The following is a 23,518-nucleotide window of genomic DNA, read 5'->3' on the forward strand; positions in this document are numbered from 1 at the left end:
AATGCGGCTGGGCGAAGGCAAGAAATTTACAGAAAAAGATTGGAAGCGGCGATTTGCATATTCGCTTTTGGGAGAACCGCATCTGCCGGGTTGGATCCGGCTGCAGCACGTTTTGCGGTCCCTGCGCAGCCTTCCGCTGAATGGGCATCCGGTGCATTTCCTGGATGCGGGATGCAGCCGCGGCGATTTGCTGACTTATCTTGGGGAGCAACATCCGAACTGGAAATTCGTGGGTCTGGAACTAGAAGGCGACCGGATCGAGATGGCGGAAACGATCCGCCAGCGCGTAAATCTTCAAAATATTTCCTATCTTCGAGCGGATATCTGCCGGCTGCCGTTCGAAAACGAATTCGATGTCGCGGTCTGCTCCGATGTGATGGAGCACATCGCGGATGACCACGCCGCGTTTGCGGATTTGACGCGCGCACTGAAGCCGGGCGGATTTCTGGTGATTACGTCCCCGTCAGTGCCGCAACCAAGGCATTTGGCGACTGTAGCTTGGCGCGAGCGGCGGATCGGTTTCCATCCATCGGAGTACGGCCACGTTCGAGATGGATACTCAACCGAAGACCTCAAGAGAATATTCGAAGCGACGGGAACGGAACCGGTTGAAATCCGCTACACCTACGGGCCATTTGGGACGCTATGTTTCGATTTGTTTTTTACGATTGGCGACAGCAAGCCGAATCCGCTTGCCTATGTGACGCTGTATCCGCTGCTCAGGACGCTGGCTCATCTTGATCTTTATGGCACGCCGCATCACGGCGCCGCAGTGCTCGGGATCGCACGAAAGCCAATCGGAAAACGCGGGGCAAATTGAATGATTGCTGTCGTCACGCTGATTGACGCGCTGGGATGGACCTACGTAAAAGACCGGCCCATCATGCCGGAAATTTTGAAATATCGGAACGAAGTGCGCACCGTCTTGGGATTTAGCTCTGGAGCAATTCCCACACTGCTCAGCGGCAAGATGCCGAAGGACTCAGGACATTGGAATTTATTCTATTACGATCCGGAACATTCGCCATTTCGGTGGGTGCGCTGGCTGAAGTTCCTGCCGAAATCGGTCCTGAACCACCGCGTGACACGGCGCGTGATTCGCGTCGCATCACAGCGCATGAGCAAATTCGGCGGATATTTTCAGATTTACGGGGTCCCCGTCGAGCTTCTGCCCTATTTCGATATTTGTGAGAAGAAGGATATCTACCGTCCGGGCGGCGTTCCTTCTTCGCTATTCGATCAACTGGAAGCGCTCGGAGTGCGCTATCGGACGTATTCGTACCACGAGATGAGGGATGAGGAGATCGTGCGGGCCGCACGGCGAGATTTGCAAGAGAAGAAATACGATTTCTATTTTCTTTATTTATCCGAACTAGATGCATATCTGCATTCCCAGTGCCAGGACGCTGCAGGCGTCGCACGCGAACTCGACAAGTACGAGAACTGGCTTCGCGAAGTTTACACGGAAGCACAGCGAACCGATGAGGAAGTCGCCTTTTTTGTTCTCTCCGATCACGGAATGACGCCGAAACGCGCGGGATATGATCTGGTCGGCCAGATTCGTCCGCTTGGGTTCGAAATGCCGCGCGATTATCTGTCCCTTTACGATTCTACAATGGCGCGATTCTGGTTTTTCAAGGACCGTGCCCGGAAGCAGATCACCGAGCGGCTCAATGGGCTCGATTGCGGCCATATTCTGAGCGACGCAGAAAAGAGGGATCTCGGCATCGATTTCCCCGACCACCGCCAGGGCGAGATCGTTTTTTTGATGAATCCGGGCGTGCTGATAGAGCCGAGCTTTTTCGGGAAAAGAGCGCCCGAAGGTATGCACGGATTTCATCCGGATGATCCGCACTCTTCGGCGATTTTTCTGAGCAATCTGCCGCCGAGCCGGCGGGTCGATACCTTGGTTGACGTTCACGAAGTGATGCACGAATGGGCGGAGAACCTGCGGAACGGAGTGCATGCCCAGCAATAACCGAATTCGAACGCTACAGTTTCTCGTTTCCCCGGTGCGATCCGGCGCCGAGGAAGTTGCGCTGGAACTCGTTCGCGGACTGGACCCACAGAGGTTCCGCAATTACCTAGTTTGCCCAGCATCTTTGCTGGATGCATTTGGCAGGGATTGGCAAGCTGGTGACGCGCAAGCGCTGGCGTTGACGCTGGAAGGCCCGTTGCATTGGAATGCCGCGCGCCGATTCATGGCCTACTTGCGCGCCGAAAAGATCGACGTTGTGCACGCGCACATGATTCGCGCAGCCGCCTCTGCCGTTCCGCTGGCGCGGCTTGCAGGCGTGCCTGTCGTGGTTCACACCTGCCATGGCCGAGAAGCCTGGAGAACGAAATGGTTCAGCCGCCAATACTGGTATGACCGGCGGATCACGGCGTGGTCGGACGCGACGATCGCCGTATCCGAATCGACGCGCAGGTATCTTTTGAAAGAGAAAAAACTCGAGACAGGAAAAGTCCTAGTGATTCGCAACGGGCGCCAGTTGAATGGCTTTTCTCCAAATGCGAGCCGGCGGGAAATGCTGCGTTGCGAACTGGGCATTGGTGCGGGAGATCCCATCGTCGGCGTGTTTGGGCGATTGGAAGAACAAAAGGGGCACCGCTATTTGATTGAAGCGCTGCCGAAAGTTCTGGAAAAAGTGCCGGCGCTGCATGTTGTGTTTGCAGGCGACGGATCGCTGCGCCCGGGGCTCGAAAATTCCGTCCGTTCATTAGGGTTGGGCCGCTCAGTGCATTTCCTGGGATATCGCCAGGATTGGATGAATTGGATGGATGCGACAGACATAGTTGCATTGCCTTCGTTGTATGAGGGTATGCCGCTCGTTCCGATTGAGGCCGGCGCGATGGGCAAGCCGGTGCTTGCGACTGCTGTGGACGGAACGTGCGAGGTGGTTGTTGACGGTCGGACCGGCGTACTGGTTCCTCCGGCACAACCGGAAGCGCTGGCGGACGCGCTCATCAATTTGCTGCGTGATGCGGAAAAGCAGAGGGCGATGGGAGAAGCGGGCGCACGGCGAGCACGCGATCTGTTTTCGCTGGAACAGCAGGTGCGAGAAACCGCACTGCTTTACGAACGTTTGCTTGAAGAGAGGCAGCCGCAAAGAGCCAGAAGGGACTTTGCCCGGGCATGATTTTCTTTTATCTACTGATGTTCACGTCGCCTTTCTACCATCACCCGTTTTTTGATCGTGGATTTGGTGCGTTCACGATCGTTAAAGCGATAGGAGCGGTTTGCGCTCTTTACGCCCTCATTTATCTGTTCATAAAGGGGAGGGCACCAAATTACATTGGAACAACTCGCGCAAGACTTTTTCTTGTGATTTGTTTTTGGGGGCTATTTTCCTATTTCAGAACTGGCGCCCTGAGCTACTGGGCCGTTGACCCGGCATTCAGTTATCTTTCCTTTTTAATACTTTTCTTCGTGACACTGACGATTGTCGACACGCCCAAGAAAATGTTCTGGTCGCTCCTGTCGACGCTGGCCGGAATTGCCTTTGGCGCGCTGTACATGATTCGAGAGTTTCAGAAATACCATGCGATGTACGCGGACCTTCGCCCCGGAGCCGTCATTGGCGACCCGAACTATTATACGTTGGCCGCATTGCTGATTTTGCCTGTCGCTTATTTTTGGCTGCGTGGTCTTCGACAGGAATTCTATCGATACTCCGTGATCGGGATGTTTCTCCTGGTTTCTGTCGCCGTGGCATTGGCTTCTTCGCGTGGCGGGCTTCTCGGCCTCTTAGTAGGAGTAGGATATCTCGTGTGGACGTCGCGCAGGCGAGCGCGCAACGCCGCCATGCTCTTTGTGCTGCTTGCGGTGCCGATGCTCCTCGCCCCACGGAGTCCGCTGAAGCGGCTTCTTCATCCAGATTATGCCGATCAACTCGGCGCCCAGACGCGAGAGAAAGCGTGGATGGCAGGTCTCGAAATGATCCGGGCGAAACCGCTGACGGGAATAGGATTGGGTTTATATAAACCTTTATTAGGCCAATATTCCGGCGATCCGAATTTTCAGCAGATTGCTCATAATTCCTACCTAGAATATGCGGCTGAACTCGGCATTCCCGCACTGCTTCTCTTTCTCTGGCTGATGTGGGCCACATTTCGTGCCTTTGGAACGATTCGCAAAATCACTCTGCATTCCGAGGATCATTTTCTATACCCCATGGCTGCAGGACTGCAGTGCGGAATTGTGGCGTGCGCCGTGGGTGATTTCTTTTTGTCGGCTGAATATCTGAAATTGTTCTGGATCGTCGTGTTTCTCTCCATTCCATTGGAGCGTTTTGCACGCGAGCGAGCCATGCGCAAAGAGGTCCCGGTCGCCAATGCAGCCTAGGACAGCACCACCATTGTCAGCTCCGGTTTCTGCCAGCATGGACAATGCAGCGATCAAAAAGAAGATTGGCTCGACCATCGCGGAGGTTTGCGAGAGCCTCGTTGGGCGGCTTGCCATTCGGCCAGTAGCGGTCGTGCTGACAGGAAGTTTCGCGCGGGACGAAGGCTCAGTGCTTGCGACGTCAGATCGCTTCTGCATTCTCGGCGACATGGAATACATGGTGGTCTTTCCGGTGAGGGTTGATCGCGCGCCGTTGCAGGCGTTCCTCGACCAGCAAGCAAAAGAACTCAAAATTGAGCTGGCTTCCCGAGGCGTTGACTGCGATCTCGAGTTTCGAGCCATCACTCCAGAATATTTTCACGGCCTGCGCCCACAAATTTTTGGATACGAACTTCTCACCCACGGACAGACGGTTTGGGGGGATTCCTCTCTTCTATCTGCTGTTCCGAGATTTTCTCGAGAAGCCATCCCACAATCAGATGCCTGGCGCATGCTGAATAATCGAATCATCGAGCAGTTAGAGTGGGCTGACGGAATCGCTGCGTACGATCGGGACAAGCTCGTTCATCTGCACTATCAGCTCATCAAATGTCACATAGATCTGGCAACAACCCTGCTGGTTTTCACCGGAAATTATGAAAGCACATATGCCGCTCGTTCAAAAGCTCTTGCGAAATGGGCGTCCGAAGCGGGATCGAAACCAGGACTGGAGTTTCTTCGCCCACTTATGGAGAAAGTTTCTGCGTGCACAGCTTATAAACTAGATCCGCACGCGACGCCGAACCCGCTCGGCGTGAATGCCAATACGGGCGATGCGGAGACCTTCAGTAACGAACTGGCTCGCGCACTCACCGATCTGGTGCCCCTTGTGCGGGAAATCTGGCGTTGGGAGGCCACCACATTTTCGGGAACCAAGAACGCCATGGACGCAACGGACAGCGCTTTGCAGGAAGCCGTTCTGCGCAACCAACCCTTGGGCGAAAAGTCCCGCGGCTGGGCAAAACTCGCGCTTATGCAGCCCGTGCGCCGCGAGCAAGGGTTTTGGGGCAACGCTCTGCGGCTGGCATTACGCGGCAGCCCACGCTACCTGGTCTACGGCGTCGCCGCGCAGCTTTATTTTGCGCTGCCTGAGGCTATCCCCAACCACGTTAACTCCGATACGCTTGCCGAGCTGGGCCAGTTCCTGCCGGTTCGCTTCAAAGAGAATGAGCGTGAAGAACGAATGTGGTGGGGGCTTCGCAGCGACGTCCTAAAGAGCTGGCGCGTGTTCTTGCGGACCCATTTCGCGTGAACAATGAACAATTCTCTGATTAGCGTTGTGATCTTGACGTATCGGCGCAGGGAAAACCTCATCCGCGTACTCGAATCCGTGCGCGCGCAGGCGTATGAACCGCGAGAGGTCATTGTCGTTGACAACGCATCCGGCGATGGCGTTGTGGAATTTCTCAAGGCGGAATTTCCCGAAGTTCTTCTGGTCAGTTTACGGGAGAACATCGGCTGCGCGGGCCGGAATCGCGGGATAGCCGCGGCGCATGGCGATATTGTTGTCACGATCGACAACGATGTTTATTTCGATTCGCCCTTCGAATTGCAGAAGATTCGCAACGCGTTTGATCATTCACCGGAAGCTAGCTGCATTGTGTTCAAGGTGCTGGAAGGCGACACGGGACGGGTTCATTTACGAGATTGGTGCCATCCGCGCAGCTATTGGGACTACTCGGATTCGGAATTTGAAACGTGTTTTATTCCAGAAGGGGCTTCGGCGTTTCGCCGCGCGGATTTTGAAACGATTGGCGGCTACTACGAGCCGCTTTGGATTGGCTGCGAGGGCTCGGATCTTGCGCTACGAATGATCGATGCAGGGATGAAGATTGCGTATCGTCCGGAAGTGCGCGTCCGCCATGCGATGTCTCAAGAAACGCGGTCGAGCGGAAGAAATTTCTATTTTTATACGCGCAATTATCTCTGGATCGCGTTCAAAGATTATTCCGGATTGCGCCGCTGGCGATACCTGGCTTACCACTGGGGCATGATGGCGTTTTTCAGTTTGCGCGCCGGCCACCCCGGGAAATTTTTTCTCGGAGTGCGCGACGGGTTGGCGGGCCTGCGAAAGCTGCAGCGCACACGAATCTCCGCAAAAGGCTGGCGTCGACTGGATGAAATTACGGCGGAGCGCCCTGGGCTGTTTCTTAGGTTAAGAAAGCATCGCGAGCGGCCACTGGTGTGAATGCGATGCACGCGGCACTCGAACCTTACCGGTCTTGCTTTTGATTAGGTATGCAAACCACGAGGACAGATTGAAAGAAGAGCTTTCTACCCCAACAGAGCGCATTAGTTCCATAGTTGCGCCCGCGACGACATCTAGAGAGCTTTTCTCCGGCATTTCACCGGACATGCGAAGATCCATCGTTTCTGGTATGCGCTGGACGCTCTGGCTTTCCATCCTATCCGTGCCACTTGGCTATGCCACGACCTTGATTCTTGCGCGCGTTGGTCCCGCGGCGATAGGAACGTATGGCGTCCTGATGGTTTACATCGCTGTTGTTGCTTGCCTGATGTATCTGGGTGGTGATGCCGTCGCCATTAAGTTCATTCCCGAGCTTCCTTCGGAGCAGCAACTTCCGTTTGTCACGGGCTATGCCCTAATTGTTCTTGCTTGCTTGTTGCCGTGGTTCGCCATCGCAACCGCCTGGCCCAAAATGTTACATTTTCTCTTTGGGAAATCAGACGAGGGTTCATTGCAAATTTTGTTAATCTATTTATCTCCTCTTTATGTTATCTATTCCATAACTGCCGCGACACTGAACGGCATGCTGGAGATCAAATATGCGCAGATTCTTAAACGTGTCGTTACGATAGGATCGTTCCTGGCATATGCTGCATTCTTTTTTCTCGCGCACGGCTATCTTCAAAACCATTATGTGTCTCTTGTTTGGGAGATCTATTTCACTGTTATAACAGTTGCAGCGGCCGCGGGTATTTCTCGGATCGTTCGAGCCCATCCTCTCCGTTCGATCCGGTCCTTTCTAGGTTTTCATCTTCCGAAGCGGTTTTGGAGCTACACAGTTTCTCTGCAAGCCGTGAGCGCCGTGGCGATGCTTTCCAATCGTCTGGATTACATCCTTATCTTGAACTTCGGAGGGTTGCTCACCTTGGGCAAGTACGTCGCGCTGCGGACGATTTCCAACGGGATTGGGCTAATTACGACTTTCTTCATAGACACATTCTTGCCGACAATGGCTAATCTGGTTGCGCAGAAAGAGTTTTCCGCTGCAAGCGAAGCGATACATTTCTATCTTCGTGTGTTGTTTGCAATCAGTTTTGCCGTTTCCTGCGGGCTATTTGTTGCCACGGACCTCTTGATCCGAATGTTTGGCCCGGCTTACCGAGATATGGGGCCAACACTTGTTTGCATGGTTTTCTTCGCTGCTTTGCAGAATTTTACGCCGATCGCCGGTAATCTGTTGACCGCCACCGGGAAACAGCATTTTGGTCTCATTTCTCAAACGATTCAGATCGGCGGCTTCTGTTTCCTCTTCTGGTTTCTCTGGCCGACCATGGGCTTAATGGGTACTGTCATCGCACTTGGCCTCATGCAGGTTCTCCAGCAGGTTCTGACGTTCTATTTTGTGAAACGAGTTGTTCCGATCCGATTCGCCATACGCAAGCAATACATTGTTTACTCGGTGCTTATCACGGCTTGCGCCGCGGTGACTTACTTTTGGCCAAATCTCGGGCTGACCAGAGGAATCCTGTTGTACATCGGGTTGCTCGCAGCATTCTATTTCTTGAGTCGCTATAACGTGGACGAATGCAAAAGGTTGATGCAATGTTTCGCACCTTATTCTAAGTAAAGACGTAAAGACATAAGGACATAAAGACATAAGGACATAAAGACACATAGTAATAGATAGTAGTTGCTATATATGACGCAGGAGATATACTTCCCAGGAATCGAGCTATGAACTTTGCGCCTCGACTCAGAGGGCTGGGGTGCCACTTCCTATTAGCGTAATAATTCCGGCCTTTAACTCAGCTGCCTTTCTGCCGCAATGTTTGGAGAGCATCCTTCAGCAGACGCAATTCGCTCACGAGATCATTTTAGTCGATGATGGTTCAACGGATGAAACATCCGAGATCATCCGGAAGTATCTTCCGCGAATCACATATCTGCGAAAAGAAAATGGCGGCGCATCGAGCGCACGAAATTGCGGAATTCGCACCGCAAGTCAAGAATGGATCGCGTTTATGGATGCCGATGACATTTCATTGCCCACTCGGTTCGACCGGCAGATGAAGCTGACTGAGCAGACTGGGTGCGAGCTTGTTTTCGGTGACCAAACTGTCTTCAATGATGCGACGGGAGCCAGCATGTCCTGGTTTGCTAAGAATAGCTTTCAACAACTTCTAAAAGGAAAGGTCGTGTTGGAAAATCCTTTTGAGATGTTGTTGAGGTATGGATGTTTTGTTCCGCAGTCAACTGCTCTCGTTCGCCGGAATCGCCTGCTGGAAATCGGGCTCTACGACGAATCGATGACGCCGATTGAAGACTATGATTTATTCGTGCGTTTGTCGCGCAGATTCTCATTTGCAGTGGACTTCGCGCCCTTGGTTCTACGGCGGATTCATGGCGGTAACATCAGCCACAACCGTTTAGCCATGATTGAAGCAGGGTTAAGGTTCCATAAGAAAATGGAGGCGGATCCACTTGAACAGGAAACCAAGAGCCATAGGGAGTGGCTTGTCGCTGACAAAGCGCGGCTGTATCGTGAACGCGGTTCCATACAGCTTTCGAGGGGAGATTTTCTCGCGGCTCGGCGAAGTTGGGCTCAAAGTGTACGTCTTTTCTTCTCCTGGAGGGTTGGAGTTTACTGGGCAGTTTCGTTTCTTCCAAAGAGGTTGCTGACACGGATCCAAAAATGGCGCCACGCTCGCATGCACCCTTTACACGATGTAGATCAGTCTTAACACAGAATCCTTGCATGGCTTGTTGTGATGGCAACGCCAAGCACTCGTCCAATCGAAATTGGGGAAGAGAAAGTATCTGGGCCAAGATCTAGTTAGCCCCTCAAATACCATCCTATTTGCCGTCGCGCAATTTAAAAGATAAAAAACGGTCTTGGATTGAAGGCAAGTGTTAGGCTGCTTGAAGGTTTGAATCTTTGAATATTGAGATCATCGAAAATCGCGAGGAATGGAATAGCGCCATTCTTGCGCTCGGAGGGACGCTTTACCATTCGTGGGAATGGGGAGAGACGCGCGCCAACCAGGGATGGCAGCCATGGCGAGTCCTTGCCATTGATGAGCAAAATCCGAGAGCTGCGGTGCAGGTCTTCGAGCGAACGGTTCCATTTTTGAGAGCTTGCGTCCTCTACGCGGCGACGGGCATAGCTGGAAATGATAGTGACTCTAAACTCGTAAGCTCCTTGGCCGAATGGATGCGCAAATTCAGCAAGGAGCGAAGAGCAATCGTGTTGCGGCTGGAGTCGCGGTTCAGCGATGAAGACGAATCGCGAAAAGCAGTGCTGAAATCGGCGGGCTTTCGCGGGCTCGATGATCAATGGTCGCTTTGGAATCTTCCGCGGGCGACGATGGTCATCGACATCGCCGGCACGGAAAATGACATCCTGCGGCGAATGCGGAAAAAACACCGCGAGCATATCAACCGGTCTCAACGAAATGGCTTGAAAATCACCGAGACCAGTGAGGTTGAGGACCTGCAAATCTTCTATCGGTTGCTTCTCAAGAGCAGTGAGCGACAAGGCTTCGCCGTGCGAGATTTCGACTATTTCTTGCACCTTCGCGAACAATTGCTAGCCGGAAACCGAGGATCTTTGTTCCTGGCGAACATGGACGGCTGCCCAGTCGCAGGCATTCTCTGTGCCAGGTTTGGTTCGACCTGCCATTATTTGTACGGTGGATTCGATTGGGCCGCGCGGCAAACATATGCAAACGAAGCGCTTCATTGGATGGCGATTCGGTGGGCTCGAGCAATGGGATGCAGTCATTATGACATGGTTGGTGCAGGAACTTCTTATCCTCCCGCAGAGGGTAACGCAGGCTACGGGCTCTATAATTTCAAGAAGGGCTTCGGCGCAGAACTGATTTATTCCGCTGGATATTTTGACCTCATCAGTCGGCCTGTTCTTCATTCGGCACTGCGATTTGCCGAGACGCACACTGGATGGATGACCGTCGCACGCGGGATTCGCTCCGGTCTACAGAGAATCTTTGGCGAGAAGGGCGACCCAGCGGGTTCGCCAATGAATCGACCGAGTGACGAGATTGTTTTTCAGGACCATCACATCGCCAAAGTCGAACCTGAAAAATAGCGAGATGGAGATGAGCGAGAATTCAATTCAGTCTGCGACGAGCGCTGCGATGGCTCCTATTGGCGGACGACTGCACCATGTGGGCTTTGTTGTGGCATCGATTTCCAATGTCGCGAAACCCTTTGCCGCGTCCCTCTGTGGAACATGGGATGAGAGAATTTTCGCCGACCCGAATCAATCCGTCCGTGTGACCTTCTTGGAAGGGCCGGGCGCGAGCGACGCGCTCGTAGAGCTCATCGAGCCGGACGGACCGGATTCGCCAGTTCTAAGCTTCTTGAAGAAAGGCGGAGGGCTTCATCATCTTTGTTACGAGGTGAAATCTCTCGAGAGTCAATTGAAGTTCGCACAGACAACTGGAGGGAAAATCGTTCGTCCACCGTTGCCGGCTGTTGCATTCAACGGACGCCGGATTGCGTGGGTCTATACTAGGTACCAGCTTCTTCTGGAATTCCTGGAACAATGAAAATTTTCCATGGATGGGAAAAGTTGGCCGGGGATTGCCTTTGTGACTTCGCGTGAGGCTGTGTGCTTCGGATACGAATGCTATAATTTGTAGATTGTCGTGCACCTGATTTTCTTGAGGCAGCGATTTCGCATGGAGATTTCCAAGCAGCGCCAGGAAATTACGGATCTGATTGCTTTAGGAGCCGCAAAGGAAGCAAATGTCGCTCTGGTTGAACTTTGGCAGCAGGAACGCAGTCCCGGCGCCGCCAGCTTCGTCATTTCTTCCTTCGAAAAACTGCGCGGAAGTTTGCCACTCCATCCCTATCGCGTTGCCATCCTTCGGTCTTTCACGGTGGAGCCAATCGCGCCGCTTTTACGCGCGGCAGCCTTTGTCAATGGGATCGATTTAGTTGTTCACGTGGGAGATTTCAATGCTTATGCCCAGGAGATTTTGGACGGTAAGAGCACACTTTACGAGTTCAAACCGGATACGGTCATACTTGCTGTTCAGACGCGGGATATTGTACCGGAACTTTGGCGTGATTTCTCGAGCCTCGAGACGGCGGACATATCCAAAACGATAAAACACACTATTTCCGAATTTCACAATTGGGCGCAAGCGTTTCGAAGACAGAGTCATGCGCACCTAATCATTCATGATCTGGAGCAGCTGGGTTTTTCTAATCAGGGAATCTTGGATAATCAATCTTCCAAGGGACAATGCGCTTCCATCCGTGAAGTGAACCAAGGACTGGGCGAGGTTGTCCAAAGCGTTCGCGGAACTTACATTCTGGATTATGACGCGCTCGTGGCGCGACATGGCCGGCTCGGCTGGCATGACGAAAGAAAATGGTTGACCGTTCGCCTGCCGATTGGCGCAGGCCACCTCGTGCACATGGCTGAGGAGTGGTTGCGATTCCTGCAGCCGCTGGCTGGAAAAATTGCGAAGGTCCTCGTCCTCGATCTGGACAACACTCTTTGGGGTGGCATCATTGGTGAGGATGGCTTCGACGGCATCCAGGTCGGCGTGGAATATCCTGGCGCTGCGTTTCAGGCACTCCAACGGACCGCTATGGATCTTTACCGCCGTGGCATTCTGCTGGCCATCTGTAGCAAGAACAATCTTGATGAAGCCATGGCCGTCTTAGAAAAGCATCCGCATATGTTGCTCCGGCCGCAGCACTTTGCAGCCATGCGGATTAATTGGCAGGACAAGCCGCAGAATCTGCGTGAAATCGCGGCCGAACTAAACGTTGGAATCGATTCGCTCGCATTAGCCGACGACAATCCCGCGGAACGGCGGCGCGTGCGCCTGGACATTCCTGAAATGACGGTCATTGATCTACCAGAGAATCCGATGGAGTATGCGCAAGCCCTCCAGGAATGCCCCGCCTTTGAGAGATTGACGCTTTCTGCCGAAGATCGCGAGCGGCCCAAGTACTACGTTGCCGAACGCGAACGAACGCACCTAGAACAGAGTTCCGCGTCGCGCGAAGATTTTCTCCGAAGCCTTCGACAGCAAGCGGAAGTCGCTGGCGTTTCGCCGGGCACTGTAGCGCGCGTTGCGCAGTTGACGCAGAAGACGAATCAATTCAACCTGACGACTCGGCGATATTCCGAGCAAGAAATCTCTCACATGGCATCTCTGCCAGATTGTCAGGTGTTGTCGATTCGCGTGAAAGACAGGTTTGCAGATAATGGACTCATTGGTGTGGCCGTCACGCGCGACAAGGATGGCGTTTGCGAACTGGATACGTTCTTGCTTAGTTGCCGCGTAATTGGCCGTTCCGTTGAGACCGCGCTGCTTTCCTATCTGGTAGCGTGCGCTCGCGCACGCGGCAATCGTGAACTGAGAGGCTGGTTCCTTCCCACAAAGAAAAACGCGCCGGCGAAAGAATTCTATTCTTCACACGGATTTGTGATGATTGATCAGAACGACAAAGGGTCGCTGTGGCGGTTGGATTTGTCCAATTCATCCATCCCCTGCCCTGAGTGGGTCGAAATCATTTCCAACGGCGGAGATCATAATTGACGCTGTCTATTGTCCAGAAAATCCAACGCATTGCTGCCGACCTGTTCCAAGTTCCTGCAGAGAGCATCACGGTGAGTTCAAGCCCAGAAAGTATTCCCAATTGGGATTCAGTTCAGCAGCTCAATCTGATTCTCGCTGTCGAACAAGAATTCAACGTTCAATTTGAACCAGAGGAACTGGATCGGATGCACTCTATCGGCGACATCATCAGCCAGCTGCAAACGAAGAGCGCCTCGCAGTCCTGACGGGAAACTAGCCTCCATGCCGATCACCATCCAACCTTACACAGAGTCGTTCGTCCCTGCGGTGAAGAATTTCAATCGGCGCTTGAAATCGGCCGGCTGCTTTTCTGATTTTTTGTTTTTTGAACACCACTTATCGGATTCGCTTCCGAAAATCCCGGGACAAGACCTTTACGAGGAATATTTTCTCGCCGTTGAAGATGGCACCGTACGAGGCGGATTCGCCTTGAAACATCAACAATTTTCTTTTTTGGGAGAGCTTAAGCCGATCGTCTTCTACCATTTCCCTCTTTCGGAGGGGATCGTCGACAAGACGTACACGAATGTGGGCGTTCACATGCTCAGGAAGGCCTGGCGCGATAATCCGCTTATGTTTGCCTTGGGCATGGGCGGGTTCGAACAGCCCCTACCCCGTATGCTCAAGGCTTTGGGTTGGAGCATGTGTCTTGTACCTTTCTATTTCAGGGTTCTGCGTCCCTTCCGGTTTTTGCGTGGGATGGCGGAATTGCGGGAATCGGCCACAAAACGGCTGGCGATGGATGCGGCAGCGTTTACAGGAATGGGCAGTGTCGCGATTCGAGTCATTCAAGGATTTAAGTCGTCAAGAAAAGGCATAGGGCAAACGTTCGTCGCACAGGAGATTTACGAATTTGACGAATGGGCGAACTTCCTATGGAAGAAATGTAATTCACAATACGCAATGCTCGGGGACCGCACGAGCAGAGCGCTCAATCTTTTGTACCCGGCGGAAACCGAGCGATTCATTCGCGTGAAAGTGGAGGCCAGTGGCGAACCAATAGGTTGGCTGGTGTTATTGGACACGCAGATGCACAACAATAGACATTTCGGTGACCTTCGCGTCGCCTCGATCGTCGATTGTTTGGCGCCGCTCGAAAATGCCGCTGAAGTCATCCGGGCTGGGACGCAATTCCTGCAAGAAAAACGTATTGACCTGATCATTTCCAATCAGTCCCACACTGCATGGGTCGCCGGACTGGAGCGAAGCGGTTTTCTTCAAGGACCTTCAAATTGCGTGTTTGCTGCTTCTCCTAAGCTGGCGGAATTGCTGCAGCCCTTTACGGAGAAGGTTCGTGAATCGCATCTGAATCGAGGTGACGGCGACGGCCCAATTCACCTTTGATTCAGCATAAAATTCCTGTGGGACTCGCTCAACGTAGATCACCCCTGCTTTATGAGCCTGCATCGAGACGAATCACTTCAGCTTCAATATGTAGACATGTGCTTCGTAGGGGCGGAACGAATCTGAAAAACCGTCTTGCGCATCGATCGGCAAGGTTCGGTTTTCCGAATATACTTCAACCGATTGCAAACCCTGTGGAACATTCGAAAGAGAAAAACGCACATCCTTGGCTTCTGTTGGCGAGTCATTGCTTGCAAAAATAACTTCGCGTGAAAAATCTGACTTCACGAGAATTTGAATTTTCGAGCCATTGGGCAATTTAACGAATCCACTTCGCGCCGGGAGAATGAGAATGGAATTCAGCGCGGTGACTTCATCGGAGAGCTTCTTGAAATCGTAATATGGCTGCTGATTGTGGCGCGCATACCATTCTCCTTCGATGCCCTGCGCACTCACAAATCCCCACCACCAAATCCCATTCGCGCCGTGAATAATGGAGGTATAGGCGGAATATTTCATCTGATCGTACGTCGGAAATTTTCCCCATTGCCGCATGAGCTGCAAAACCATCCATACCGGACGCGCGTGCTCGACCTGCCGTTCCGTTTCCTGCGTCCACAACGGCACGCGCAGCATTGGCGGCTCATAAAGGGGGAGCACAGGCATGACCAGCTTCAACCCAAGCGCATATTCGTCGGCGTTGATTGGTATGCCTACGGGATAGGGGTCACAACCGATTGCGTCCGCCGCGTCGCGCCAGCGAAAGATCTGATTGGCGCTGATCAGCGCTCCGAATGCGACAGAGCCGGAATTGTTTTCGCGCAGCACTTTGTATTGATCGAATACCGTCGGAAGCTCCTCGAGTTTCGGCTCGTCGAATGTGTAATAGCCAATGCCGCCGCGCTTCCCGCGCATCATTTTTCCCGCGAGTTCCCAGAGTTTTTCGTCAGAAAGCGAGCCGGCCCAAAACGGGCGATAGCGATTCGTCTTCACCCAGTTGTTGACCGTCTGCAGATACCCGACGCCATAGTGCCCGAGCGCCTCAAGGGCAGGGTCAAGCTGATCATAAATTGCAGGCGGTCCAGGCGCCATTGCTGACCATGGCGCAAAGTTAATCAACGCGTTCGTGTGCGTGTCCTGATAATTCTGCAGCCTGCCCTTTCCGTCAAAACCTTTTATCGCCGTCTCATACTCCCGCGCTGTTCGGTACATGCACAGCTGGCAGGCATAGGCTCCGCTGGTGCGGTCGTAGACTCCCCACACAAATTCTTTCTGCCCGTTGTGCACCAGAAAATTGTCCGTATCGATGTAGTTCACCAAACTCGCCTGGAACGTGCTGCTCACCTTCGTCACCCGGTAATCCGGATAGCTCGACACCACCGCTCCGGTGCTGTCCAGCAGGTTGGTGTGGATCAGATACGAACCTAATGCCAGTGAAGTCCCGTCGATATCGATTTCCTGTGTGGCTTGGGCGGCTTGCTGCACGGTGTTGACGATGCTGCCACCTTCGGTTTGCAGGACGATCTGCGCGCTCATGCCGGAGGGACTGGCGACTTCGACGTGCAGGCGGATGGTTTGCGAGCCGGTCTGCCAGAGGTAGCCGCGGAAGTTGGGGTAGAGCAGGAAAGTAGAGATGGGCAGCGGCATCTCCGGCTGCGCCGTCACATCGTCAAACCACAGCGTTCCGCGTGGCGCCTGGCCGCGCGGAGCAACCGGCATCAGACGGATGCGCAGCTTGTCGCCGTCATGCAAGGGCAGCACGTCGACATCGCGGAGAACGATCTGCGTCCAATCCGTGCCAACCGATGTCTCTGCTGTACTGCCGACCGGCAGCGTTCCATCCGTGTCGTTGAATACATAAATTCTGGCTTGCAGATTGCCGCCCGCAGAAGTCTTCGCCCATACGCTGAAAGCGTAAGGGGAGCCAGCCTTGAACACAAATTCGGGAGGCGACGCAAAACCTCCGCATAGAAAGCCTGCATCATAACGCAGCGAATGCGATCCGGAATGAGAAACAGCCGAATCGAGAGTAAAGCACCGGGGAATAGACCATCCGAGCGTTCCCGATTCTAGCCCCGCGTTCTCGAGTACATTCGCTCCAAGTTGTCGCGCGGGCGGCAGCGCCATCAATCCGCCTGCTATCGTCGAGCCGGGCCCGAGGCCGCTCTCCTTTTTGGCGCTCGTCTTGGGCAGGACACAAAAAACAGCAACGACCGCACTCAGAAAGAAAGTCGCTGCGATTTCGATTCGGCAATGGCGAAAAATCATAGACCTCATTCTAACCCCGGGCGATTGGTCCGGGCTACAATTTGAGGTCTCATTAGAAGGTCTCGCATTCAAAGTGAAATCTCCGCCATTAATCCTTACAAAAAGGCTACGATGCTATAGCGCAAGAGCAGAACCGACGGATGTTTCCTCGGAGTGTGCCTTGGAGACCAAACCAAAAATCTTGCACGTAGAAGTTGGCGGTACTTATGGCGGATCGCTGAGAGCCTTGGAATTATATTTGGCGCACTGCAATCGACAAGAGCTGGCGCACGACTTGCTGTTCTACTATCCGACTCCAAATGCAGAAAAGCTTGCGCCGCACGTGGAGAAACTGACGACACTCTACCGGGCCGCGCCGGCATGGCTGAGCCAATCCTCTGGAAGCCAGCGTTCGGAGAGCAGCAAATTGCGACGCCTTGCGCGGCACCCTGGAATTGCCGCAATGCGAAACTGGATATCTCTCGTCCGGCAATTTCCCATCGCACGTCGGCTGGCGCAAGTCATCCGAGAAGGGAGCTACGACTTAGTTCATGTCAATAACACTTTCACTTACCAGGCTCCGACGCTCCTTGCAGCAAGATTAGCTGGCATTCCCGTCGTCGCGCACGTGCGCAATCCTGTGACGAACACTCAGTTCGCTCGCTTTCTCGCTCGACGAGCGAGATGTCTAGTGTCTGTGGCCGACGTGCATTCGGAGAACATCCGCAAAATGGACGCCTCATTGCGCGTTGTAACCTGCCGGGATGCGGTCGAGCGCGTTTTGGTCAACCCTGAGAGTTCCCGCTTATTGCATGACGCGCTCGCAAAGAAAGGCGAGATCTTGGTTGGCTCGCTTGGAAGACTCGATCCGCAGAAGGGCTTCGAGTTCCTGATACGAGCGGCAGCGCTTGTCGTCAAAGAAGCGCCGAACGTTCGGTTTGCCGTCGCTGGCGACGGCACTCAGAAAAAACAGCTCGAAGAACTCATTGTCTCCCTCAGCTTACAGGAACATTTTCGGCTCATAGGGTTTCGTTCGGATTCCGGGAACTTTCTTGCTGCATTGGACGTTTACGCCGTCTCTTCATTGTGGGAGGGATTGCCGCTTGCCTTGCTTGAGGCGATGCAACTGAAAAAGGCTGTAGTGGCAACAGCGGTCGGGGGAATTCCCGAGGTTGTGCGGGATCATGTAAACGGCATCCTAGTGCCACCTCAAGAAACAGAGAAACTTGCCGCGGCGATTCTGGAAGTGATTCGCAATCGTGAATTGAGATTTGGACTGGGTGATATTGCGCCGAAGGCCGCTGAGCCATTCTGTGACTTGAAGGCGCGAGCAGCCGAACTGGATTCCTTATTTCCCGCCGTACTAGACACACGCCTCCACGATGAGATGCGCCATCGGAATGCGAGGCCTACTGTAATGTGATGATGTACACGTGAGCGTCGTAAGGCGCGAAGGAATCAGTGAAGCTCAGACCGCTAAGGTTCAGCGTGCGATTCTCGCTATAGACCGTCACTGTCGAGTTCGACGGCGTGACGATAGAAGCAAGATTGAACGTCACGTTATTCACGGCCGAGGCCGAGTCGCTTGTGGCGAAGATCACAACCTGCGTAGGGCTGGCTTTCACCCGCGTTTCAATCTGATTGCTCGAGACAGAGCTGAGGTCCTGCGGTTGTGGAGGAGAAATCAAGTAAGACTGCAAAGCCTGCACTTCCCCGGAAAGCTGTTTGAAGTCGAAATAAGCCTGATAATTCTGGCGCTGATACCATTCTTCTTCAATGCCCGCGCCGCTCACGAAACCCCACCACATGATGCCATTGGCGCCGCCAATGATCGCCTTGTACGCAGATTGTTTCATTTCTGCGTAGGTCGGGAACTGTCCCCACTGGCGCCAGAGTTGCAGAACTGCCCAAACCGGACGGCTTTTGAACACCTGTTGCTCGCTTCCTTCCGTCCAGAGTGAGACTCGGACGGTTGGGGCAATGTACAAAGAAGATGTGGCCGCAACCTCCGGGGCTCCCACGGCGTATTCGTCCGCTCCGACAGGAACTCCTATGGGGTAGGGGTCGCAACCAGTCACATCGCTGATATCGCGCCAGCGATAAATCTGGTCAGCAGTGATGAGCGCGCCCCAGGCAACGGAGCCGGGATTGTACTGCCTTAGGGTTTGATACTGCGCAAAAACACCGGGGAGCATTCCTAGCTTTGGCTCGTCGTAAGTGTAGTATCCAAGACCGCCAGATTTCCCCGCCATCATGCTCGCGGCCAGTTGCCACAACTGCGGATCCGTCAAGGACGTCGCCCAGAATGGCCTGTACTGATTGCCAGAAATCCAGTTGTTCACGGTTTGCAGATACCCGACTCCTTCGCTCTGAAGTGCCTGCATCGCAGGGTCGAGTTGGTCGTATACGGCAGGCGGCCCCGGCGACATTGCCGACCATGGCGCAAAATTGGTCATGGCATTTAGTTGCGTGTCCCCGTAATTCCCGATTGTGCCTAGATTGTTGAACCCAGCAATGTTGTTGTCATATGCTGCCGCGGTTGTGTACATGCAAAGGCTGCAGCGAATGCTGCTGGTGCGGTCGTACACGCCCCACACAAATTCCTTCTGCCCGTTGTGCACCAGAAAATTGTCCGTATCGATGTAGTTCACGAGACTCGCTTGGAATGTGCTGCTCACCTTCGTCACCCGGTAATCCGGATAGCTCGACACTACCGCTCCGGTGCTGTCCAGCAGGTTGGTGTGGATCAGATACGAACCTAATGCCAGTGAAGTCCCGTCGATATCGATTTCCTGTGTGGCTTGGGCGGCTTGTTGCACGGTGTTGACGATGCTGCCACCTTCGGTTTGCAGGACGATCTGCGCGGTCATCCCTGAGGGGGTGCCGGCTTCGACGTGCAGGCGGATGATTTGCGAGCCGGTCTGCCACAGGTAGCCGCGGAAGTTGGGGTAGAGCAGGAAAGTAGAGATGGGCAGCGGCATCTCCGGCTGCGCCGTCACGTCGGAGAACCATACTGTCCCACTAGGCGTTTGCCCACTAGGCGCGGATACCACTAAGCGCGCTTCGATATTGTCTCCATTATGCAGCGGCAGCATGTCGAAATCCGGAACGCTGATGTATGTCCAGTTCGTCCCAACGGTCACGGGACTATTGCCTCCGACGGAAAGCCCGCTGTCCGTCCCGTCGGCGAGTTTAATTTGAGCTTCAAGATTGCTGCCTACAGAGGCTTTTACCCACGCACCGATTGTGTATGAGGTGTTCGCTTGAAAAACGAAATTGGGAGCATATGCAGCTGAAGCGCAAGATGAACCTGCCGCGTACTTGAGCGATGCCGAGGCTCCTGTGTATGCAACCGTTGAATCCATGCTCCAGCAGGTTGGAATGTACCATCCCGTATTTCCATTTTGCATGTTCCCGTTCGGCAGGATGTTGCTTCCGAGCTGACGGCTCGGCGGGAGCGCAAGCAGGCCTCCAGCCATCGTCGACCCCGGCCCAACATTTCCTGACGTATTGCTGGAAATCGTTATGCTCAGCGTTTGCGTTGCGGTGTTTGGCGGCATCGCCGAGTCGTTCACTTGAACTGTAAACGAGAATTGCCCCGTCGCAGTTGGTACCCCGCCGATAGCTCCACTCGCGCTATCAATAGCCAGGCCCGGCGGAAACTGTCCAGAGGTCACGCTCCAACTATAGCCGGGAACCCCACCAGATGCTTGAAGCGCCACGGAGTAACCCTGGCCCACAACTCCGCCGAGGAGTGAAGTCGTATTGATTTGCAGCGACGATTGAGGTTGCGTCGTGCCGATTTGGATGTTCAGCGACTGTTGCGCGGAGAGTCCGGTCGAATCCTTGACAGCCAAAGTGAACGTCGATTGGCCAGACTGCGTTGGCGTACCCGCGATTCCTCCTGTAGCGGCTGAAAGAACTAGTCCGACAGGAAGCGCACCTGAAGTGATGCTCCACGTGTAAGGGGCTGTTCCGCCGGTCGCAGTGGCGGCAGTGCTGTATGCGACGCCCACTTGACCCGCCGGCAGATTAACGGTCGAAATCTTCAGGGCACTGCCGGGTGTCACCACGCTAACCTGTAGAGCCTGCGTCGCGCTCGTCGTCGGCGAAGCAGAGTCTTGGACCTGAACCGTGAAAGTATAGTTGCCAGCGACCGTAGCTTTGCCGGCGATCGTGCCGGTTGCGCCGGTTAGAGAAATTCCCGGAGGGAGCGAGCCAGAAGTAATGCTCCACAGATATGGTGTCTGACCTCCCGTCGCATTAAGCAAGACCTTGTAGGACATCATCGGCTGCGTAGTCGGTAGAGCTGTCGTAGTGATTGCCACAGCAGATTGCTGGGAGAGGTTTTTTGATCCAGCCCCCGCCGTTAATCCACAACCGGATTCTAGAAACGGGAGAAACACCAGGAACAAAAGAAGGATGAGTAGCGATCGAGCCGCACCAACTACGTCGGTGCCACCTGCTAGACGAGCGCTTCGACAGTTGGGAGCATAACTAGCCAGTTTATTAATTACACGAGTACTGCACCCCATCCCGTAGCCTCCCTAAACCAACGCCGGTCGCCCCCATTACCGGCTTTGAGCACTATGTTGAACTGTAAAGGGGCTCCAAAACACCTGCTCGCAGGGCGAGAAAAGGGGCAGGAATAAACTACCTGTACGGCGAGTGGTCCTTTGGACAGGTTATGCGGCCATCGGCAATCTGTGGATTGCAAGTACTTCACGCACTAGAAGGCGCTCAGTCCCGGGTGTTTGGGTATCAAACTCCATCGACCCTATGACCACCCCTGGAAGACCCCCCGAACGAGATAAAGACCTTCGCAAGTGCTTACAGCCAACGCAGTGGTCTTGCCTTACCTGATTGCCATAGTGCTATTCTTAGGAAGAAGTCTCTCTGTGTATGTGCAATGTTTTGCAACTAATCCGACTGTCTCATATATGCACCGGAAAACGCGAATCGCTAAATTTAAGTCGTTTATTATGTTTAATATAATAGGATGATTGGGAGTGCGATACATATAGTTAGGTACTCGTCTTGCACTGAAAAACTGCGCAGTTGTGCTGCAATGGTCTGTCACTTATCATCAGTAAGTCTGGTGGCGCTGTTGCGATCCCAACCAGCAGATTATTGGGAAGCGATATAAGGAAGAAGGAAGAATGGAACCGACTGCAGCGGGGGCCATTTCGACGACAAGGACAATCCAAGAGCGGGTACCTTGGTCCGCCTGGCTGGCAGGCTTATCCGTTCTATTCCTGGTTCTTTATGGGCCAATCCTGGAGTCGTTAGTTCTCAATTGGTGGAGAGACCCGAACTACGGCCATGGTTTCTTGGTTCCGGTCTTTGCGGGCTATGCGTTTTGGAAGCAGCGTGATTCCCTGGCTAAGATCGCCTTGAAGCCAACGAACCTTGGCTTCCTTGTCATGCTCGCAGCTATTGCTCTGTTGCTATTGGGTTCGCTTGGCGCAGAGCTTTTTACTAGCCGGTTTTCGATGTTGGTGCTGATTTCTGGTTGTGTTCTGTTTTTGGGAGGGTGGAAGTTCCTGCGCGCAATAACGTTCCCGCTGGGTTTTTTGATTTTGATGATTCCTATCCCGACGATTATCTACAACCAGATCACGTTTCCTCTGCAACTTTTGGCTTCTCGCTTCGCGACTTTCTGGCTCCAATTGATCAACGTTCCGGTTTTGCGTGAAGGCAATCTTATCATCCTGCCGAACTATACGCTCGAGGTCGTGGACGCGTGCAGCGGCATTCGCTCTTTGATGACGCTGATCACACTTGCCATTGCCTATGGCTACCTGGTGGAGCGCAGGGTTTGGGTTCGGTGGCTTCTCGTGATCCTCATGATTCCCATCGCGATCGTCAGCAATGCCATCCGGATTATGGGTGCGGGCGTATTGACGTTTCACTATGGTCCTACCATGGCCGAAGGTTTTTTCCATGAGTTTTCCGGCTGGGTAATTTTTGTCGCCGCATTGGTACTGATGTTCGTTTGCCACTGGATCCTTCGCAGAGTTCCATTCGGCAGGGAGAGCAAAGAAAATGGGTAGCTGGCGGATGACCGTGCGTCTTTGCATCGTAGCGGCCACGCTTCTAGGTGGGACAGTCCTGCTTCACGCGATGAGTCACGGTGAACCTGTCGTAGCGCGCGAATCCTTCAGCAGCCTGCCGTATAGCATTGGAGATTGGTCCGGGCGGCAAATTCCTATGACGGCGAACCCCACTGACGATGCGCGAATTGTTCAGGCACTCAGCGTCACGGATTACACTAGCCGGGAGTATACGACTGGGCTTTCTATCCCGCCGGTCGATCTTTACATCGGCTATTATGCGAGCCAGAGAACTGGCGACACGATTCATTCGCCGAAAAATTGCTTGCCCGGTGCCGGGTGGGAGCCTACTCATGTTGGCGACGCCACAATCACGCTGTTGAATGGGAAGAAAATCGTCGTCAATGATTACGTGATTGCGCAAGGCCTCAACAAGGAACAGGTATTCTATTGGTATCAGGGTCGCGGCCGCGTCATCGCGAGTGAATATTGGGGGAAATTTTGGATGATCGACGACGCGATCACAAAAAATCGAACGGATGGCGCGCTGGTTCGAGTCATAACCCCTATTTTAGGAAATGACACGGCTCAGGCGCGCGCACGCCTGGTGAACTTCACTCGGCAGCTCTTTCCGTTGCTTGGCAAATACATTCCGAATTAGAGGATTTAGATAGGGAGAAAT

General features: G+C 53.6%; 18 protein-coding genes. 16 read left to right on the forward strand and 2 right to left on the reverse strand.

What is annotated here, in order from left to right; all coding sequences use genetic code 11:
* Position 1: 1 nt before the first annotated feature.
* From VGR81_02540 to VGR81_02600, 13 genes are all read left to right on the forward strand, one after another.
* Positions 2–820, forward strand: a complete 819-nt coding sequence (locus tag VGR81_02540) for a class I SAM-dependent methyltransferase (GenBank protein ID HEV2287810.1) — start codon at positions 2–4, stop codon at positions 818–820.
* The gene (locus VGR81_02545; protein HEV2287811.1) at positions 821–1,978 is read left to right on the forward strand and encodes an alkaline phosphatase family protein; all 1,158 of its coding nucleotides are present in this window, start codon (positions 821–823) and stop codon (positions 1,976–1,978) included.
* A complete protein-coding gene (locus VGR81_02550) occupies positions 1,965–3,140 on the forward strand; it encodes a glycosyltransferase family 4 protein (GenBank protein ID HEV2287812.1) in 1,176 nt (391 codons plus the stop codon). Before VGR81_02545 ends, VGR81_02550 begins: the two co-directional genes overlap by 14 nt.
* Before the next feature lie 290 nt (positions 3,141–3,430).
* On the forward strand, positions 3,431–4,345 hold the full coding sequence (locus VGR81_02555; GenBank protein HEV2287813.1) for an O-antigen ligase family protein: 915 nt from the start codon (positions 3,431–3,433) through the stop codon (positions 4,343–4,345).
* Positions 4,346–4,358: 13 nt separating this feature from the next.
* Positions 4,359–5,636 carry a hypothetical protein gene (locus VGR81_02560; protein HEV2287814.1) on the forward strand — a complete coding sequence of 426 codons (1,278 nt, stop codon included), beginning with the start codon at positions 4,359–4,361 and terminating at the stop codon, positions 5,634–5,636.
* Between the two features lie 3 nt (positions 5,637–5,639).
* Positions 5,640–6,572, forward strand: coding sequence for a glycosyltransferase family 2 protein (locus tag VGR81_02565; protein ID HEV2287815.1), 933 nt, complete (start codon positions 5,640–5,642; stop codon positions 6,570–6,572).
* A gap of 70 nt (positions 6,573–6,642) precedes the next feature.
* The gene (locus tag VGR81_02570; GenBank protein ID HEV2287816.1) at positions 6,643–8,199 is read left to right on the forward strand and encodes a lipopolysaccharide biosynthesis protein; all 1,557 of its coding nucleotides are present in this window, start codon (positions 6,643–6,645) and stop codon (positions 8,197–8,199) included.
* A 139-nt stretch (positions 8,200–8,338) separates the two neighbouring features.
* Positions 8,339–9,313, forward strand: coding sequence for a glycosyltransferase (locus VGR81_02575; GenBank protein HEV2287817.1), 975 nt, complete (start codon positions 8,339–8,341; stop codon positions 9,311–9,313).
* A gap of 194 nt (positions 9,314–9,507) precedes the next feature.
* Positions 9,508–10,677 (forward strand): peptidoglycan bridge formation glycyltransferase FemA/FemB family protein, encoded by a 1,170-nt coding sequence (locus tag VGR81_02580; protein ID HEV2287818.1) that lies wholly within the window; start codon positions 9,508–9,510, stop codon positions 10,675–10,677.
* Positions 10,678–10,687: 10 nt separating this feature from the next.
* Positions 10,688–11,140 carry a VOC family protein gene (locus tag VGR81_02585; GenBank protein ID HEV2287819.1) on the forward strand — a complete coding sequence of 151 codons (453 nt, stop codon included), beginning with the start codon at positions 10,688–10,690 and terminating at the stop codon, positions 11,138–11,140.
* A gap of 132 nt (positions 11,141–11,272) precedes the next feature.
* Positions 11,273–13,153 (forward strand): HAD-IIIC family phosphatase, encoded by a 1,881-nt coding sequence (locus VGR81_02590; protein HEV2287820.1) that lies wholly within the window; start codon positions 11,273–11,275, stop codon positions 13,151–13,153.
* The gene (locus VGR81_02595; protein HEV2287821.1) at positions 13,150–13,398 is read left to right on the forward strand and encodes an acyl carrier protein; all 249 of its coding nucleotides are present in this window, start codon (positions 13,150–13,152) and stop codon (positions 13,396–13,398) included. Before VGR81_02590 ends, VGR81_02595 begins: the two co-directional genes overlap by 4 nt.
* Positions 13,399–13,414: 16 nt before the next feature.
* Positions 13,415–14,536 (forward strand): hypothetical protein, encoded by a 1,122-nt coding sequence (locus VGR81_02600; protein ID HEV2287822.1) that lies wholly within the window; start codon positions 13,415–13,417, stop codon positions 14,534–14,536.
* Between the two features lie 72 nt (positions 14,537–14,608).
* Here VGR81_02600 and VGR81_02605 read toward each other — a convergent pair whose 3' ends face one another.
* Positions 14,609–16,804: a hypothetical protein gene (locus tag VGR81_02605; protein ID HEV2287823.1), complete on the reverse strand. Its 2,196-nt coding sequence runs from the start codon at positions 16,802–16,804 to the stop codon at positions 14,609–14,611.
* A gap of 238 nt (positions 16,805–17,042) precedes the next feature.
* On the opposite strand from VGR81_02605, the gene VGR81_02610 reads away from it, so the two are divergent.
* The gene (locus VGR81_02610; protein HEV2287824.1) at positions 17,043–18,206 is read left to right on the forward strand and encodes a glycosyltransferase; all 1,164 of its coding nucleotides are present in this window, start codon (positions 17,043–17,045) and stop codon (positions 18,204–18,206) included.
* Here the strand turns inward: VGR81_02610 and VGR81_02615 are convergent.
* On the reverse strand, positions 18,193–21,111 hold the full coding sequence (locus tag VGR81_02615) for an Ig domain-containing protein (protein HEV2287825.1): 2,919 nt from the start codon (positions 21,109–21,111) through the stop codon (positions 18,193–18,195). The genes VGR81_02610 and VGR81_02615 overlap by 14 nt on opposite strands.
* A gap of 831 nt (positions 21,112–21,942) precedes the next feature.
* Between VGR81_02615 and xrtA the strand changes: the two genes are divergently transcribed.
* Together xrtA and VGR81_02625 are read left to right on the forward strand one after the other, a co-directional pair.
* The gene (xrtA, locus tag VGR81_02620) at positions 21,943–22,836 is read left to right on the forward strand and encodes an exosortase A (protein HEV2287826.1); all 894 of its coding nucleotides are present in this window, start codon (positions 21,943–21,945) and stop codon (positions 22,834–22,836) included.
* The gene (locus VGR81_02625; GenBank protein HEV2287827.1) at positions 22,829–23,497 is read left to right on the forward strand and encodes an EpsI family protein; all 669 of its coding nucleotides are present in this window, start codon (positions 22,829–22,831) and stop codon (positions 23,495–23,497) included. The genes xrtA and VGR81_02625 overlap by 8 nt, the downstream gene beginning before the upstream one ends.
* Positions 23,498–23,518 lie beyond the last annotated feature (21 nt).

The sequence above is a fragment of the Candidatus Acidiferrales bacterium genome, from assembly GCA_035934015.1.
Taxonomy (GTDB): Bacteria; Acidobacteriota; Terriglobia; order Acidiferrales; family UBA7541; genus DAHUXN01.

What these genes read in the sequence shown, in the direction of transcription:
- VGR81_02590 (HEV2287820.1), top strand. Translation starts at nt 11,273, where the DNA reads ATGGAGATTTCCAAGCAGCGCCAGGAAATTACGGATCTGATTGCTTTA.
- VGR81_02605 (HEV2287823.1), bottom strand. Translation starts at nt 16,804, where the DNA reads ATGATTTTTCGCCATTGCCGAATCGAAATCGCAGCGACTTTCTTTCTG.
- VGR81_02565 (HEV2287815.1), top strand. Translation starts at nt 5,640, where the DNA reads ATGAACAATTCTCTGATTAGCGTTGTGATCTTGACGTATCGGCGCAGG.
- VGR81_02600 (HEV2287822.1), top strand. Translation starts at nt 13,415, where the DNA reads ATGCCGATCACCATCCAACCTTACACAGAGTCGTTCGTCCCTGCGGTG.
- xrtA (HEV2287826.1), top strand. Translation starts at nt 21,943, where the DNA reads ATGGAACCGACTGCAGCGGGGGCCATTTCGACGACAAGGACAATCCAA.
- VGR81_02625 (HEV2287827.1), top strand. Translation starts at nt 22,829, where the DNA reads ATGGGTAGCTGGCGGATGACCGTGCGTCTTTGCATCGTAGCGGCCACG.
- VGR81_02540 (HEV2287810.1), top strand. Translation starts at nt 2, where the DNA reads ATGCGGCTGGGCGAAGGCAAGAAATTTACAGAAAAAGATTGGAAGCGG.
- VGR81_02585 (HEV2287819.1), top strand. Translation starts at nt 10,688, where the DNA reads ATGAGCGAGAATTCAATTCAGTCTGCGACGAGCGCTGCGATGGCTCCT.
- VGR81_02550 (HEV2287812.1), top strand. Translation starts at nt 1,965, where the DNA reads ATGCCCAGCAATAACCGAATTCGAACGCTACAGTTTCTCGTTTCCCCG.
- VGR81_02545 (HEV2287811.1), top strand. Translation starts at nt 821, where the DNA reads ATGATTGCTGTCGTCACGCTGATTGACGCGCTGGGATGGACCTACGTA.